The organism is Faecalibacterium sp. An77 (assembly GCF_002161315.1).
Classification (GTDB): Bacteria; Bacillota; Clostridia; order Oscillospirales; family Ruminococcaceae; genus Faecalibacterium.
This window is the reverse complement of record NZ_NFHK01000009.1, coordinates 68,725-85,117: the sequence shown is the minus strand read 5'-3', so window position 1 is coordinate 85,117 and position 16,393 is coordinate 68,725. Positions and strand designations below refer to the sequence as shown.

Sequence of the window (16,393 nt, the reverse complement as noted above, 5' to 3'; positions counted from 1 at the left end):
TCTCGTGTTCCTGAATGTGCCTGTATTTTCTTGGCATAGCAAAGACCTCCTATGGTAGTTTTATTCTACCACAGGAGGCCTTCTTTTTTCACTGTCTACTTTTACTGGGGCGGTTCACCTTTTCAGGCCAGACAGCTCTTTTTTTAGAATCAAATGCGTATCAAAATTGCAGCGCCAAAATAGCTCCATAATAGAGATTTTCTCACAAATTCAGACGATTTTGCGTTTGAAAACGAATTTGTGCAATTACTCCATCTCAATGGTGGCGGGGGGTTTGCCGGTGCAGTCGTAGAGGACGCGGTTTACATGCTTGACCTCATTGACAATACGGCTGGTGACGGTGCCCAGCACATCCCAGGGCACATTGTAGCTCTCAGCGGTCATGAAGTCCGTGGTGGTCACTGCGCGCAGCGCCACGGCGTAGTCGTAGGTGCGCTCATCGCCCATGACGCCCACGCTGTGCATGTTGGTCAGGGCAGCGTAGTACTGGCTGATCTCCTTGTCGAGGCCGGCCTTGGCAATTTCCTCGCGCCAGATAGCGTCAGCATCCTGCACGATGGCAACCTTCTCGGGGGTCACCTCGCCAATGATGCGGATAGCCAGACCAGGGCCCGGGAAGGGCTGACGGTTGACCAGATACTCCGGCAGGCCCAGCTCGCGGCCAACCTGGCGGACTTCGTCCTTGAACAGGTTGCGCAGGGGCTCCACCAGGTCCTTGAAGTCAACGTGATCCGGCAGGCCGCCCACGTTGTGATGGCTCTTGATGACGGTGGACTCGCCGCCCAGGCCGCTCTCCACCACGTCGGGGTAAATGGTGCCCTGTGCCAGGAAATCCACCTGGCCAATCTTCTTGGCCTCTTCCTCAAAGACGCGGATAAACTCCTCACCGATGATCTTGCGCTTGCGCTCGGGCTCGGTGACGCCGGCCAGCTTGCTGAAGTAGCGGGCGCGGGCATCCACGCAGACAAAGTTGATGTCAAAGTTGGGGTTGCCCGGACCAAATACCGAACAGACCTCTTCCTTCTCGTTCTTGCGCAGCAGGCCGTGGTCCACAAAGACACAGGTCAGCTGCTTGCCGACGGCCTTGGCCAGCATAGCGGCCAGCACCGACGAATCCACGCCGCCCGACAGAGCGCACAGGACCCGGCCGCTGCCAATCTTTTCGCGCAGGGCCTGGACATTACTCTCCACAAAGGAGTCCATCTTCCAGTCGCCAGAGCAGCCGCAGACATTGTAAACAAAGTTGTGCAGCATCTTCTTGCCTTCGGCGGTGTGGAGCACCTCGGGATGGAACTGGACTGCGTACAGGCCCTTCTCGGCGTTCTCCATGGCTGCCACAGGGCAGTTGGCCGTGTGAGCCGTAATCTTGAAGTCGGTGGCGGCCTTCTCGATGTAGTCGTTATGGCTCATCCAGCAGATGGTCGAGGGCTGCACACCCTCAAACAGCTTGCTGGTGGTGTCCACAAAGACCTCGGTCTTGCCGTACTCCCGCTCGGGAGCGCGGGACACCTTGCCGCCCAGCAGATGGGTCATCAGCTGGCTGCCGTAGCAGATGCCCAGAATGGGCACGCCCCAGGTAAAGATCTCGGGATCGCAACTGGGCGAATCCTCCAGATAGACGCTGTTGGGACCACCGGTAAAGATGATGCCCTTGGGATTCTTGGCGCGGATCACCGACAGGTCGGTCTTATAGGAATAGATCTCACAGTAAACATTGTTCTCACGCACCCGGCGTGCGATCAGCTGATTATACTGGCCACCAAAGTCCAGTACGATCACCGTTTCATGCTGCATGCTGTATCCTCCTGCATGATATTCCAAACATGTTGTCTTGCCACTACCACAGTCGCAGTGCTTCTGTGGCATAGAACAGGCGCTGTGCGCCCATTAGAAAACAATATTCTCTGGCTATTATACCATAGTTTCAGAAGAAAAGCGACTGTTTTCTTTGATTTCAGACAGCCGATCCCAGCTTTGCGATTTGTTCTGCGGTTTCCTCTTCGGTCCACCGGGAAGTATCCAGTTTGACGGTCGCCAGTCCTTCATAAAGCGGCAGCCGCGCCAGGCTTCGCTGAATGACATCCGCCTGTCTTCTGCCCGCCGCAATGTCTTTTTCCAGCCGCTGGGTCAGCACCTGGGGCGAGGCAGTGAGAGACACACAAATCACCTGCCATCCCCTGGTGTCCAGCCGGGAGAGGATGGTATCCAAAATCTCCTGCTGATGCATCACCCAGCAGAACACCACATTCTCAAACGCAGTACAGCCCAGAAACCGTCCCAGCATGCCGCAGATATTATCCAGGACCAGAGCCTTTGTCTCTTCATTCACCACAAAGGGGTCCATATCCCAGCACCAGTCCCCGTCCAGAAAAACACAGCGGTCCAGCTTCTTTTTCAGGATCTGACAGACAGTGGTTTTGCCGACGCCCATGGGGCCGCCGATCAGATACAGTTTCTTCATGGACTCCCCTCCTGTTTTCCAATACAAAAAAGCCCCTTCCCGCTTTGAAAGCGAAAAGGGGCTGGATTCTAAGGCTTTACTTCCTCAGAAGGGTTGGGCAAAATTACTCAATGATCTTGCCAACAACGCCGGAACCAACGGTACGGCCACCCTCACGGATAGCGAAACGCAGGCCCTCTTCCATAGCGACAGCAGTCAGCAGCTCAACGCTCATGGTGACGTTATCGCCAGGCATGCACATCTCGGTGCCCTCGGGCAGGTTGATGATGCCGGTCACGTCAGTGGTACGGAAGTAGAACTGAGGACGATAGTTGGAGAAGAAGGGAGTGTGACGGCCGCCTTCTTCCTTGGTCAGGACGTAGACCTGAGCCTCGAACTTGGTGTGGGGATGGACAGAGCCGGGCTTAGCCAGAACCTGGCCACGCTCGATCTGGGTACGATCAACACCACGCAGCAGAGCGCCGATGTTATCGCCAGCCTGGGCGAAGTCCAGAGACTTACGGAACATCTCCAGACCGGTGATGGTGGTGGTCAGACGCTCGGGACGGATGCCAACGATCTCCATCTGATCGCCAACCTTAGCAGTGCCGCGCTCGACACGGCCGGTAGCGACGGTGCCGCGGCCGGAAATGGTCATGACGTCCTCAACGGGCATCAGGAAGTCCTTGTCAGCCAGACGGTCGGGAGTGGGGATGTACTCGTCGACCGCGTTCATCAGCTCGTTGATGCAGGCGTACTCGGGGGCGTTGGGGTCGGTAGAGGTGGACTCCAGAGCCTTCAGAGCAGAACCACGGATGATGGGGGTGTCGTCGCCGGGGAAGTCGTACTCGCTCAGCAGCTCACGGATCTCCATCTCGACCAGATCCAGCAGCTCCTCGTCGTCGACCATATCGCACTTGTTCATGAACACGACGATATAGGGCACGCCGACCTGACGAGCCAGCAGGATGTGCTCACGGGTCTGGGGCATGGGACCATCGGTAGCAGCAACGACCAGGATAGCGCCGTCCATCTGAGCAGCACCAGTGATCATGTTCTTAACGTAGTCAGCATGGCCCGGGCAGTCAACGTGAGCGTAGTGACGTTTCTCGGTCTGGTACTCAACGTGAGCGGAGTTGATCGTGATACCACGAGCGCGCTCCTCGGGAGCCTTATCGATGTTGGCGTAGTCCATGAAGTCTGCGTCACCCTTCAGGGCCAGAACCTTGGTGATGGCGGCAGTCAGAGTGGTCTTGCCATGGTCAACGTGGCCGATGGTGCCGATGTTAACATGCGGCTTAGAACGGTCAAATTTTGCCTTTTCAGCCATTGGAATATCCTCCCTTTAAATCGGTTTCGTTTGGTTATAACAGCCTCGCGCCTGCATAATTGCATTGCAAAGCTATTCTACTAGATTATCCCTACAAAATCAAGAGATTTTCCAGATTTTTTACCGCAGAAGCCAAAACTTCAGCAGTTTATGCAGCCCTTACGCCTTGGTACGGCCTGCAATAATGGTGTCGGCAATGTTCTTGGGCACCGGCTCGTAGTGAGACGGCTCCATGACGTACTGGCCACGGCCCTGGGTCTTGGAACGCAGGTCGGTGGCGTAGCCGAACATCTGAGCCAGAGGAACCATAGCGTTGACACGCTGGGTGCCGGCCATAGCCTCCATGCCCTGGATCTGACCACGGCGTGCATTCAGGTCGCCGATGACATCGCCCAGATACTCGTCGGGAACGATGACTGCAACCTTCATGATGGGCTCAGTGATGATGGGATCGGCCTTGCGCATAGCTTCCTTGAAAGCCATGGAACCGGCGATGGAGAAGGCCATTTCAGAGGAGTCAACCTCGTGATAAGAACCATCCCACAGGGTGACCTTGACGTCAACAACCGGGTAGCCGGCCAGAACACCCGCCTTCATAGCACCCTGGATACCGTTGTCGACAGCCGGGATGTATTCCTTCGGGATAGCGCCGCCCACGATGGCGTTGACAAATTCGTAACCCTTGCCGGGCTCGTTGGGCTCGATCTTGATCTTGACGTGACCGTACTGGCCCTTACCACCAGACTGACGGGCGTACTTGGTCTCCTGGTTGGCAGCCTTCCGGATGGTCTCACGGTAAGCAACCTGGGGAGCGCCAACGTTGGCCTCAACCTTGAACTCGCGCAGCAGACGGTCGACGATAATCTCAAGGTGCAGCTCGCCCATGCCGGCGATGATGGTCTGACCGGTCTCCTCGTCGGTGTAGGTCTTGAAGGTGGGGTCTTCCTCAGCCAGCTTGGCCAGGGCGATGCCCATCTTCTCGTTGCCGGCCTTGGTCTTGGGCTCGATGGCCACGCGGATGACCGGCTCGGGGAACTTCATCGACTCGAGAATGATGGGGTGGTTCTCGTCGCACAGGGTGTCACCGGTGGTGGTGTTCTTCAGACCAACAACGGCCGCGATATCACCTGCGTAGCAGCAGTCGATATCCTTGCGGTGGTTGGAGTGCATCTGCAGAATACGGCCCATGCGCTCACGGCTGTCCTTCACCGAGTTGTAGACGGTGGTGCCAGCCTCGACCTTACCCGAGTAAACGCGGAAGTATGCCAGCTTGCCGACGAAGGGGTCGGTAGCGATCTTGAAGGCCAGAGCTGCGAAGGGAGCGTCGTCGGAAGAGGGACGAGTCTCGGGCTCCTCAGTCTCGGGGTTTACGCCCTTGATGTCCTCGATATCGGTGGGGGCGGGCATATAGTCCACGATAGCATCCAGCAGCTTCTGGACGCCCTTGTTCTTGTAGGAAGAACCGCAGACAACGGGGACCAGGGTGTTGGCGATGGTCTCCTTGCGGATAGCGGCCTTCAGCTCCTCGCGGGTGATCTCCTCGCCCTCGAGGTACTTCTCCATCAGAGCCTCGTCGTTCTCGGCAACAGCCTCAACCAGGATGTTGTGGTACTCCTCGGCCTGATCCTTCATGTCGTCGGGGATCTCCTCGACGCGCATGTCGTTGCCCATATCGTCGTAGTAAACCTCAGCGGTCATATCGACCAGGTCGATGATGCCCTTGAAGGTGTCCTCGGAGCCGATGGGCAGCTGGATCGCCACGCCGTTGGCGTGCAGGCGATCGTGCAGCATCTTGATGCAGTTGAAGAAGTCGGCGCCCATGGTGTCCATCTTGTTGACGTAAACCATGCGGGGGACCTTGTACTCGTCAGCCTGACGCCAAACGGTCTCAGACTGGGGCTCAACACCGCCCTTGGCGGCCAGAACGGTCACCGAACCGTCCAGAACACGCAGAGAACGCTGCACCTCAACGGTGAAGTCCACGTGGCCCGGGGTGTCGATGATGTTGATGCGGTGACGATTCTTCTTAGCTGCAACGGGGTCCTTCTGCAGGTCGCTGTGGCTCCAGTAGCAGGTGGTTGCAGCAGAAGTGATGGTGATGCCGCGCTCCTGCTCCTGGACCATCCAGTCCATCGTAGCAGCACCCTCGTGCACCTCACCGATCTTGTGAGTAATACCGGTGTAGTACAGGATGCGCTCGGTGGTGGTGGTCTTACCGGCATCGATGTGAGCCATGATGCCGATGTTACGAGTCATCTGAAGAGAAACTTCTCTGGGTGTAGCCATGAATGTACCTCCTGCAGATTAATAACGGAAATGAGCAAAAGCCTTGTTGGCCTCAGCCATCTTATGGGTATCCTCACGCTTCTTCACGGCGGCGCCGGTGTTGTTGGCGGCGTCCATGATCTCAGCAGCCAGACGCTGGCTCATGGTCTTCTCACCACGGCTGCGGCTGTAGGCGGTCAGCCAGCGCAGACCCAGGGTCTCGCGGCGGGCGGGGCTGACTTCCAGGGGAACCTGGTAGTTGGCGCCACCAACGCGGCGGGTCTTGCACTCGAGGCTGGGCATGATGTTCTCCATGGCCTTCTCAAAGACCTCCAGGGGATCGTTGCCTGTTTTCTCCTGGATCATGGTGAAAGCATCATAAACGATCTTCTGAGCAACGCCCTTCTTGCCGTCCAGCATAACGCTGTTGACAAGGCGAGTAACCATCTTGGAATTGTAAATAGGATCAGCTAAGACATCGCGCTTAGCAATGTTACCTCTTCTAGGCATCTTTCTTCCCTCCTTCACAGAATGATATCATCGGTACTCGAAAGTATAAAACTCCCGTTGTGTCACAAAGAGCTGACCTTACATAAACCGTTGCCATCTACCGTGTTATCGCGCAGACTTGTTATTTATATATGGAAAGCCTTTTATGGCGGTTTAAGGTTTTATTACTTCTTAGCAGCACCGGCCTTGGGACGCTTTGCGCCGTACTTGGAGCGGGCCTGGTTGCGGCCTGCAACACCCTGGGCATCCAGAGTGCCGCGGATGATGTGGTAACGCACACCGGGCAGGTCCTTGACACGGCCGCCGCGAATCAGAACGACCGAGTGCTCCTGCAGGTTGTGGCCGATGCCGGGAATGTAAGAGGTGACCTCGATACCATTCGTCAGGCGGACACGAGCAACCTTACGCAGTGCAGAGTTGGGCTTCTTGGGGGTCATGGTACGGACGGCAGTGCAGACACCGCGCTTCTGGGGGCTGTTCAGATCAGAATACTGTTTCTTCTGAGAATTGTAGCTCTTCAGCAGAGCGGGAGCAGTGCTCTTGGTAGCCAGGACATCACGGCCTTTGCGTACAAGCTGGTTAAAAGTAGGCATTGTGTTTCTCCTTTCCTATAGTTTTCTTCGCCGGAGGTTTGTCCGGCACAATATGCCGCACTTCACCCTTAAGGTGGAGCGCAACATGTTTATTGTACACAGAATCCTCTGCGATGTCAACAGTTTTTCCAGAAAATTTTTGTTTTATACCACAAATAAAATTTTTTTCTGACATGAGCTGTCGGCAACCAAAAAGCCCCACCTGCAGGCGGGCCGCAGATGGGGCTTTGATTACAGAAAAAGGTTACTGGTTGGCAGCCTCTGCCTCAGCGGAAAGCTCCTGATCCAGCTCCTGCTCGCGGCGGACCAGATCCTCACGGACCTCCGGCAGGCCGGTGCCTGCAGGGATCAGCTTACCGATGATGACGTTCTCCTTCAGGCCGGAGAGCTTATCCTCCTTGCCCTTGATGGCAGCCTCGGTCAGCACGCGGGTGGTCTCCTGGAAGGAAGCAGCCGACAGGAAGGACTCGGTGGCCAGGGCAGCCTTGGTGATGCCCAGCAGCACCTGCTGGTACTCCACCAGCTTGAGGTTGGTCTCCCCTGCTGCGATGCGGGCGGACAGCTCCTCGTTGATGTTCTCCACATCCAGGCGGTTGGCCAGAGCGCCGCCGATCAGGTCGGAAGAACCGGCGTCGGTCACGCGGACCTTGCGGCACATCTGACGGATGATGACCTCAATGTGCTTGTCGTTGATTTCAACGCCCTGCAGACGGTAAACCTTCTGGACCTCGCTGATGAGGTAGTTCTGGACGTCGGACAGGCCCTTGACAGCCAGGATGTCCTGGGGATACAGGACGCCCTCGCGGGTGATGATGTCGCCCTTCTCCACGCGGTCGCCCGGCATAACCCGTGCGTGCTGGGTGAAGGGAATCGAATAGCTCTTGACCACCTCGGCGCCGGTCTCGTCCTTGCCGGTGACCTTGATGACCACGTTCTTCTTGGAGTCATCCTGCGAGACAACGCCCGAGATTTCGCTCATGATGGCCATGCTCTTGGGACGGCGGCTCTCGAACAGCTCCTCGACGCGGGGCAGACCCTGGGTAATATCTTCCGCAGAGGCGATACCGCCGGTGTGGAAGGTACGCATGGTCAGCTGGGTGCCCGGCTCACCGATGGACTGTGCTGCGATGATACCGACCGACTCGCCCAGCTGGACCGGCTCGCCGGTGGCCATGTTGGAGCCGTAGCAGCGGGCGCAGACGCCAGTCTTGGCGCGGCAGGTCAGCAGGCTGCGGATCTTCAGGTGGGTGATGCCGGCAGCCTCGATCTTCTCGGCGTCGTACAGGTCCATCATCTTGCCCTCGGGCACGATGACGTCGCCGGTGGTGGGGTTGACCACGTCGCCCACGGCGTAACGGCCGATCAGGCGCTCGCGGAAGGACTCGATCTTCTCCTTGCCCTCGTGGATCTCGGAGACTTCCAGACCGTCGGAGGTGCCGCAGTCCAGCTCACGGATGATGACATCCTGCGAGACGTCGACCATGCGGCGGGTCAGGTAACCCGAGTCAGCGGTACGCAGAGCGGTATCGGCCAGACCCTTACGGGCGCCACGAGCGGAAACGAAGTATTCCAGAATGTTCAGACCTTCGCGGTAGTTGGCGCGAATGGGCATCTCGATGGTCTGACCGGCGGTGTTGGCCAGCAGGCCGCGCATGCCGGCCAGCTGCTTGATCTGGTTCATAGAACCACGGGCGCCCGAGTCAGCCATCATATAGATCTCGTTGTCCTTGGGCAGGTTGTCGGCCAGGGCCTTGGAGACCTTGTCGGTGGTGGCCTGCCAGATATCGATGGTCTTCTTGTAGCGCTCTTCCTCGGAGATCAGACCGCGGTTGAACAGCTTGCTGACCTGGGAGACCTTGACGTCGGCCTCCTCCAGCAGCTCGGCCTTCTGGGGCGGAATCACGGCATCGCAGACGGCGACCGAGATGGCCGACAGAGTCGAGTACTTGTAGCCCTGGGCCTTGATGGCGTCCAGCATCTTGGCACAAGCGCGGCTGCCGTTGCGGGTCAGGCAGCGGGAAATGATGTCGGGCAGGGTCTTCTTGGTGACCCGGAAGCTGATCTCGTAGTCCAGCCAGTGGGCGGGATCGGTACGATCCACGTAGCCCAGGTTCTGGGGAACGGGCGTGTTGAAGATGATGCTGCCGACGGTGGTGTCCACCAGGCCGCTGCGCTCCACGCCGTCCAGCACCATGGTGCGGCGGACCTTGATGGGAGCGTGCAGGGTGACGATGTGCTCGGCGTAGGCCATCAGGGCCTCGTTCTCATCGCGGAACACCTTCCCTGCCCCTTCCTCGTCCTCGCGGACGGTGGTCAGGTAGTAGCTGCCCAGAATCATATCCTGGGTGGGCACGGTAACAGGTGCGCCGTCCGAGGGCTTCAGCAGGTTGCCGGAAGCCAGCATCAGCATCTTGGCCTCACGGCAGGCGTCCTCGCCCAGGGGCAGATGGACAGCCATCTGGTCGCCGTCGAAGTCGGCGTTGAATGCGGTACAGGACAGGGGGTGCAGCTTGATGGCACGGCCCTCCACCAGCACCGGGTTGAAGGCCTGGATGCCCAGACGGTGCAGGGTAGGTGCGCGGTTCAGCAGAACCGGGTGGCCCTTGATGACGGTCTCCAGGCTGTCCCAAACCTCGGGACGGGCCCGCTCCACCATCTTGCGGGCGGACTTGATGTTGTTGGCTACGCCCTTCTCCACCAGGTCCTTCATGACAAAGGGCTTGAACAGCTCCAGAGCCATTTCCTTGGGCAGACCGCACTGGTCCATCCGCAGCTCGGGGCCGACGACGATAACCGAACGGCCGGAGTAGTCAACACGCTTGCCCAGCAGGTTCTGACGGAAACGGCCCTGCTTGCCCTTCAGCATGTCGGACAGGCTCTTGAGGGCGCGGTTGTTGGGGCCGGTGACGGGACGGCCGCGGCGGCCGTTGTCGATCAGGCTGTCCACAGCCTCCTGCAGCATCCGCTTCTCGTTGCGGACGATGATGTCGGGAGCGCCCAGCTCCAGCAGGCGGCGCAGACGGTTGTTGCGGTTGATGACGCGGCGGTACAGATCGTTCAGGTCGGTGGTGGCGAAGCGGCCGCCGTCCAGCTGAACCATGGGGCGCAGGTCAGGCGGCAGAACCGGCAGAACGGTGAGGATCATCCACTCAGGACGGTTGCCCGAAATGCGGAATGCCTCCACCACTTCCAGACGCTTCAGAATGCGAATCCGCTTCTGGCCGCTGGCCTTCTCCACCTCGGCGGTCAGCTCGGCGGACAGCTGGTCCAGATCGATCTCGGCCAGCAGGGCCTGGATGGCCTCAGCGCCCATCTGTGCGTTGAACTCGTCGCCGTAGCGCTCCTGCATCTCCCGGTACTCCTTCTCGGTCAGGAGCTGCTTCTTCTCCAGCGGGGTCAGGCCGGGATCCACAACGATATAGCTGGCAAAGTACAGAACCTTCTCCAGCAGGCGGGGGCTGATGTCCAGCATCAGGCCGATGCGGCTGGGGATGCCCTTGAAGTACCAGATGTGGCTGACAGGGGCGGCCAGCTCGATGTGGCCCATCCGCTCACGGCGGACCTTGGCCTTGGTGACCTCGACGCCGCAGCGCTCGCAGATCTTGCCCTTATAACGGATACGCTTATATTTGCCGCAGTGGCACTCCCAGTCCTTGGTGGGTCCAAAGATGCGCTCGCAGAACAGGCCGTCCCGCTCGGGCTTCAGGGTGCGGTAGTTGATGGTCTCGGGCTTCTTCACCTCGCCGTAGCTCCATTTACGGATCTGGTCGGGAGAGGCAAGACCGATCTTGATCGAATCGAAAACGGTGTTTTCCATGAATCGAACCCTTCCTTAATCTCTATAACAAGTTCCGATGCGAAACCGGCTGTTTTTATTCGTCGAAGTCAACTTCGTCCGCCGGCTGGCCTGCGTCGGCTGCGGGGCTGTCCTCCAGGGAAGCGGCATCGTCAAAGCCTGCGTCGGCATCCTTGATGGTGTAGTCGTTGAGCAGCTCGCTCTCCTGCACTACGTTCTCCACGCCGGCGACCTCACGCATATCGAAGCCAGTCTCCTCCTCGTCGAAGTTCTGGCGCATATCGATCTCGTTGCCGTCCTTGTCCTGGACGATGACGTCCAGACCCAGAGACTGCAGTTCCTTGAGCATGACGCGGAAGGATTCGGGGATGCCGGGCTGAGGCACCGGCTCGCCCTTGACGATGGCCTCGTAGGTCTTGACACGGCCCTCCACGTCGTCCGACTTGACGGTCAGGATCTCCTGCAGGGTGTAGGCTGCACCGTAAGCCTCCAGGGCCCAGACTTCCATCTCGCCGAAACGCTGGCCGCCGAACTGGGCCTTGCCGCCCAGAGGCTGCTGGGTAACCAGAGAGTAGGGACCGGTGGAACGGGCGTGGATCTTATCGTCGACCAGGTGATGCAGCTTGAGGTAGTACATATAACCCACGGTGACGCGGTTATCGAACTTCTCGCCGGTGCGGCCGTCGTACACGGTGGTCTTGCCGTCGCGGTCCAGCTCGATCTTGGAGAAGTCGATGATGTGGCCCTGCTCGCCCATGATCTTGGGCAGCTTGGTGGGATACTCGGGGGCATTCTCGCCGTGCCACTTCTCGCGGGCGGTGTCGAAGGTGTCGCCGATGTCGTTCTCACGGGCGGAGTCGAAGACGGGGGTCATGACCTTGATGCCGCAGGCCTTGGCTGCATAGCCCAGGTTGACTTCCAGGACCTGACCGATGTTCATACGGGAAGGAACGCCCAGGGGGTTCAGCACGATGTCCAGCGGGGTGCCGTCGGGCAGGTAGGGCATATCTTCCTGAGGCAGAATGCGGGAGACAACACCCTTGTTGCCGTGACGGCCTGCCATCTTGTCGCCGACGCTGATCTTGCGCTTCTGGGCGATATAGCAGCGGACCACTTCACGGACGCCGGGCTGCAGCTCGTCGCTGTTCTCGGGGGTAAAGACCTTGACATCCACGATGATGCCGTACTCGCCGTGGGGCACGCGCAGAGAGGTGTCGCGGACTTCGCGGGCCTTCTCACCGAAGATGGCGCGCAGCAGGCGCTCCTCGGCGGTCAGCTCGGTCTCGCCCTTGGGGGTGACCTTACCGACCAGGATGTCGCCGCTCTTGACCTCGGCGCCGATGCGGATGATGCCGCGCTCGTCCAGATCCTTCAGGGCGTCCTCCGAGACGTTGGGGATGTCGCGGGTGATTTCCTCGGGTCCCAGCTTGGTGTCGCGGGACTCGGTCTCATATTCCTCGATGTGGATCGAGGTGTACACGTCCTCACGGACGATCTTCTCGTTCAGCAAAACGGCGTCCTCGTAGTTGTAGCCCTCCCAGGTCATGAAGCCGATCAGAGCGTTCTTGCCCAGAGAGATTTCGCCGTTGCGCATAGCGGGGCCGTCGGCCAGGACCTGGCCCTTCTTGACGGTCTCGCCCACGGCCACGATGGGACGCTGGTTGATGCAGGTGCCTGCGTTGGAGCGGGCGAACTTGATGAGGCTGTAATCATCCACACCGCCCTGATCGTTGCGGACCACCACGTGGTCGGCATCCACACGCTCGACCACGCCGTCTCTGTTGGCCAGGACTGCGACGCCCGAGTCGGTGGCGGCCTTGTACTCCATACCGGTGGCCACCAGCGGCTGCTGGGTGACCATCAGAGGCACGGCCTGACGCTGCATGTTGGAGCCCATCAGAGCACGGTTACAGTCATCGTTCTCCAGGAAGGGAATCATGGCGGTAGCCACAGAAACCATCATCCGGGGAGAAACGTCCACGAAGTCCACCTTTTCGGCATCGATTTCCAGAATCTCATCCCGGCGGCGGGCCGAAACGCGCTGACGCTTGAAGTGACGGCCCTCGTCCAGAGGCTCGTTGGCCTGAGCGACCACGTACTCGTCCTCGACGTCGGCGGTCATATAGACCACATCGTCGGTGACCACCTGGTCGATGACGCGGCCCTTCTCGTCGTAGGTCTTTTCGACGCGGCGGTAGGGAGCCTCGATGAAGCCGTACTCATTGATCTTGGCATAAGATGCCAGGTAGGAAATCAGACCGATGTTGGGACCTTCGGGGGTCTCAATGGGGCACATGCGGCCGTAGTGGCTGTAGTGAACGTCGCGGACTTCGAAGCCTGCGCGGTCACGGCTCAGACCGCCGGGGCCCAGGGCCGACAGACGGCGCTTGTGGGTCAGCTCAGCCAGGGGGTTGTTCTGATCCATGAACTGGGACAGAGGCGAAGAACCGAAGAACTCCTTGATGGCGGCCACCACAGGACGGATATTAATCAGGGCCTGGGGGGTCAGAGTGCTCTGATCCTGGCTCTGCAGGGTCATGCGCTCACGGATGACGCGCTCCATGCGGGAGAAGCCGATCCGGAACTGGTTCTGGAGCAGCTCGCCCACGCTGCGGATACGGCGGTTGCCCAGGTGGTCGATATCGTCGGTGGTGCCGATGCCGTGGGCCAGGCCATTCAGGTAGTTGATGGAGGCCAGGATATCGGTGACGGTCAGGGTGCGGCCGATCAGCAGGTCATGGTTGCGGCGGAGCAGTTCCTTCTGCTCCTCGGCATCGCTGGTGGTGTCCAGGATCTTGCGCAGCTCTTCAAAGGAGCAGCGCTCGTTGATGCCGCACTCCTTCACGTCGAAGGAGAAGAAGCCCTGTGCGTCCACGCAGCCGTTGGTGATGACCTTCACCGGCTTGTCGTCGATCATCAGGGTGACCAGGTTGACGCCGGCGGCGTCGGCCTGCTCGGCCTTGGCGCGGGTGATCTTCTCCCCTGCCTCGATCAGCAGCTCACCGGTCAGAGGGTCCACCACGTTCTCAGCGGCGACCTGGCCGATGATGCGGCGGGCCAGAGCCAGCTTCTTGTTCATCTTATAACGGCCGAACCGGGACAGATCGTACCGGCGGGGGTCAAAGAAGAGCATGTTGATCTGGCTGGTGGCGGACTCCACCGTGGGAGGCTCGCCGGGGCGCAGCTTGCGGTAAACTTCCAGCAGGCCTTCCTCGGTGTTCTTGGTGGTATCCTTCTCCAGGGTGGCCAGGATGCGCTCATCCTCGCCGAAGTAGTTCAGGATGTCCTCATTGCTGGACAGGCCCAGTGCACGGCACAGGACGGTGACGGGCAGCTTGCGGTTCTTATCGATGCGGACGTAGAAGACGTCGGAGGCGTCGGTCTCATACTCCAGCCATGCGCCGCGGTTGGGGTTCATGGTGGCGCTGAACAGGTCGTTGCCCACCTTGTCCTTGGCGGCGCCATAGAACACGCCCGGGGAACGAACCAGCTGGCTGACGATGACGCGCTCGGCGCCGTTGATGACGAAGGTGCCCGCATCGGTCATCAGGGGGAAGTCTCCCATGAAGATCTCCTGATCCTTGACCTCGCCGGTCTCCTTGTTCAGCAGGCGGGCCGTGACGCGCAGGGGTGCTGCGTAGGTGACGTCGCGGCTCTTGCACTCCTTGATGCTGTACTTGGGCTCTTTGTCGAGGCGGTAATCCACGAAGCTCAGCGCGAGGTTGCCGGTGTAATCCTCAATGACGCCGATATCATGAAATACCTCCCGCAGACCTTCGTCCAGGAACCACTGATAGGAATTCTTCTGGACCTCGATCAGGTTGGGCATCTCAATGACTTCGTCGATGTGGGAGAAGCTCATCCGCTCGGTTTTGCCGAGTTTTACGGGCTTGACTTTCATCATAAAATCGACCACTCCTTACTTTTATACTCCACGGACGTGATAACAAGGCGGTGCGAAACCGCCCGATTTCTGGCAGACTCACAGAAACAGCCCCTGCGCAGGCCGAACGGGTTCGTCGTTTTTCACAAACTTTTCGTTTCAAGCGAGCTGCGAAACCCCATTTTTCGCGCAGTATTCCATTTTGTGATACTACTGCAGTATAGCGCAAAAAAGCCCTGTTGTCAAGCCATTTTACAGCTTTCAGTCAAAAATTTTTTCTGCGCGCAAATCGCTTCGCACACACGGAGGCGTGTTACAAATGTTGCTTTTAGGGCTTGCATTTTCGGTTTTTCACGTTCCATCCAAAAAAGGCTTTGGTGATTTTGTCTATCTTGTCTCTTGCAATTTGCGCCCCGCGTGCTAGGGCCCAAACAAAAATCCCCTGCCCTTCCCAAAAGGAAAAGCAGGGGCCGTTTTATTCTTCCAGATAATCCCGCAGGCGCTTGGCGCGGCTGGGATGGCGCAGTTTGCGGAGGGCTTTGGCCTCGATCTGCCGCACCCGCTCCCGGGTGACGTTGAATTCCTGGCCCAGTTCTTCCAGGGTGTGGGGCTGGCCGTCTTCCAGGCCAAACCGGAGCGAGAGCACCCGCTGTTCCCGGGGGGTCAGGCTGGCCAGCACCGACACCAGTTCCCGGTGAAGCATCTGGCGGCCCGCCTCATCGGCGGGGATGCCCGCGGTGTCGTCCTGGACAAAGTCCTCGATGTGGGCGTCTTCCTCCTCCCCCACCGGCGCCTCCAGGCTCACCGGTTCCTGAGACAGCTGCAGCAGCTGGCTGACCCGGTCCGGCTCCAGGGAGAGGCGGACCGCGATCTCGGCGGGGGTGGGTTCCCGGCCATTCTGATGCAGCAGCTCGGAGGAAGTCTTTTTCACCCGGTTGATGCTCTCCACCAGATGGACCGGAATCCGGATGGTGCGGCCCTGGTCGGCAATGGCCCGGGTGATGGCCTGGCGAATCCACCAGGTGGCATAGGTGGAGAACTTGAAGCCCCGTTCCGGCTCAAACTTCTCGGCCGCCTTCATCAGGCCCAGGTTTCCCTCCTGGATCAGGTCCAGAAAGGGCAGACCACGGCCGGCGTACCGCTTGGCCACCGACACCACCAGACGCAGGTTGGCCTCGCAGAGGCGGCGGCGGGCCTGGGCATCCCCCGCCCGGGCGGCGGCGGCCAGGGCGGCCTCCTCCTCTGCCCCCAGCAACGGAACGGCGCCGATCTCCTTTAAATAGGCTTTGACCGGGTCGTCCAGGGTCACCCCCGAGGGAGACAGCTCTTTCTCCAAACTGCCGATCTGCTCCTCGTCCAGCGCGGGCAGGTCGGGTTCTTCCTCGTCCTCGGGCGCCAGATTCACCCCTTTGGCCTTGAGGGCCTCATACAGCGCATCCAGACCCGACAGGTCAAAGTCCTCCGCCTCCATGGCGCGGCTCAGCTGCTCGGGCGTCAGCGGGCGGCGGCGGGCCTTGCGGGCCAGAGAATCTGCAAGCATTTCTGGGGACATAAACGGGCGTCTCTCCTTTCGGTG

General features: G+C 59.4%; 9 protein-coding genes. All 9 read right to left on the bottom strand.

Going from position 1 to position 16,393, the window contains the following annotated elements; genetic code table 11:
• Positions 1–246: 246 nt before the first annotated feature.
• Positions 247–1,794, bottom strand: coding sequence for a glutamine-hydrolyzing GMP synthase (gene guaA, locus B5G28_RS05215; protein WP_087246663.1), 1,548 nt, complete (start codon positions 1,792–1,794; stop codon positions 247–249).
• A gap of 160 nt (positions 1,795–1,954) precedes the next feature.
• On the bottom strand, positions 1,955–2,461 hold the full coding sequence (locus B5G28_RS05210) for an AAA family ATPase (protein ID WP_087246662.1): 507 nt from the start codon (positions 2,459–2,461) through the stop codon (positions 1,955–1,957).
• A gap of 103 nt (positions 2,462–2,564) precedes the next feature.
• Positions 2,565–3,770: an elongation factor Tu gene (gene tuf / locus B5G28_RS05205; protein WP_087246661.1), complete on the bottom strand. Its 1,206-nt coding sequence runs from the start codon at positions 3,768–3,770 to the stop codon at positions 2,565–2,567.
• 159 nt (positions 3,771–3,929) lie between these two features.
• Positions 3,930–6,056, bottom strand: coding sequence for an elongation factor G (fusA, locus tag B5G28_RS05200; RefSeq protein ID WP_087246660.1), 2,127 nt, complete (start codon positions 6,054–6,056; stop codon positions 3,930–3,932).
• 18 nt (positions 6,057–6,074) lie between these two features.
• Entirely contained in the window at positions 6,075–6,545 is a 471-nt protein-coding gene (gene rpsG / locus B5G28_RS05195; protein ID WP_087246659.1) for a 30S ribosomal protein S7, read from the bottom strand.
• Between the two features lie 164 nt (positions 6,546–6,709).
• The gene (gene rpsL, locus B5G28_RS05190; protein ID WP_087230386.1) at positions 6,710–7,138 is read right to left on the bottom strand and encodes a 30S ribosomal protein S12; all 429 of its coding nucleotides are present in this window, start codon (positions 7,136–7,138) and stop codon (positions 6,710–6,712) included.
• A gap of 244 nt (positions 7,139–7,382) precedes the next feature.
• Positions 7,383–10,955 carry a DNA-directed RNA polymerase subunit beta' gene (gene rpoC / locus B5G28_RS05185; RefSeq protein WP_087246658.1) on the bottom strand — a complete coding sequence of 1,191 codons (3,573 nt, stop codon included), beginning with the start codon at positions 10,953–10,955 and terminating at the stop codon, positions 7,383–7,385.
• A gap of 55 nt (positions 10,956–11,010) precedes the next feature.
• Positions 11,011–14,838: a DNA-directed RNA polymerase subunit beta gene (locus tag B5G28_RS05180; protein WP_087246657.1), complete on the bottom strand. Its 3,828-nt coding sequence runs from the start codon at positions 14,836–14,838 to the stop codon at positions 11,011–11,013.
• A gap of 454 nt (positions 14,839–15,292) precedes the next feature.
• Positions 15,293–16,369 (bottom strand): RNA polymerase sigma factor RpoD, encoded by a 1,077-nt coding sequence (gene rpoD / locus B5G28_RS05175; RefSeq protein ID WP_087246656.1) that lies wholly within the window; start codon positions 16,367–16,369, stop codon positions 15,293–15,295.
• Positions 16,370–16,393 lie beyond the last annotated feature (24 nt).

Bases quoted from the DNA above. Each gene is read 5' to 3' on its own strand.
- guaA (WP_087246663.1), bottom strand. From the start codon at position 1,794: ATGCAGCATGAAACGGTGATCGTACTGGACTTTGGTGGCCAGTATAAT.
- rpsL (WP_087230386.1), bottom strand. From the start codon at position 7,138: ATGCCTACTTTTAACCAGCTTGTACGCAAAGGCCGTGATGTCCTGGCT.
- rpoD (WP_087246656.1), bottom strand. From the start codon at position 16,369: ATGTCCCCAGAAATGCTTGCAGATTCTCTGGCCCGCAAGGCCCGCCGC.
- B5G28_RS05210 (WP_087246662.1), bottom strand. From the start codon at position 2,461: ATGAAGAAACTGTATCTGATCGGCGGCCCCATGGGCGTCGGCAAAACC.
- rpoC (WP_087246658.1), bottom strand. From the start codon at position 10,955: ATGGAAAACACCGTTTTCGATTCGATCAAGATCGGTCTTGCCTCTCCC.
- B5G28_RS05180 (WP_087246657.1), bottom strand. From the start codon at position 14,838: ATGATGAAAGTCAAGCCCGTAAAACTCGGCAAAACCGAGCGGATGAGC.
- tuf (WP_087246661.1), bottom strand. From the start codon at position 3,770: ATGGCTGAAAAGGCAAAATTTGACCGTTCTAAGCCGCATGTTAACATC.
- rpsG (WP_087246659.1), bottom strand. From the start codon at position 6,545: ATGCCTAGAAGAGGTAACATTGCTAAGCGCGATGTCTTAGCTGATCCT.
- fusA (WP_087246660.1), bottom strand. From the start codon at position 6,056: ATGGCTACACCCAGAGAAGTTTCTCTTCAGATGACTCGTAACATCGGC.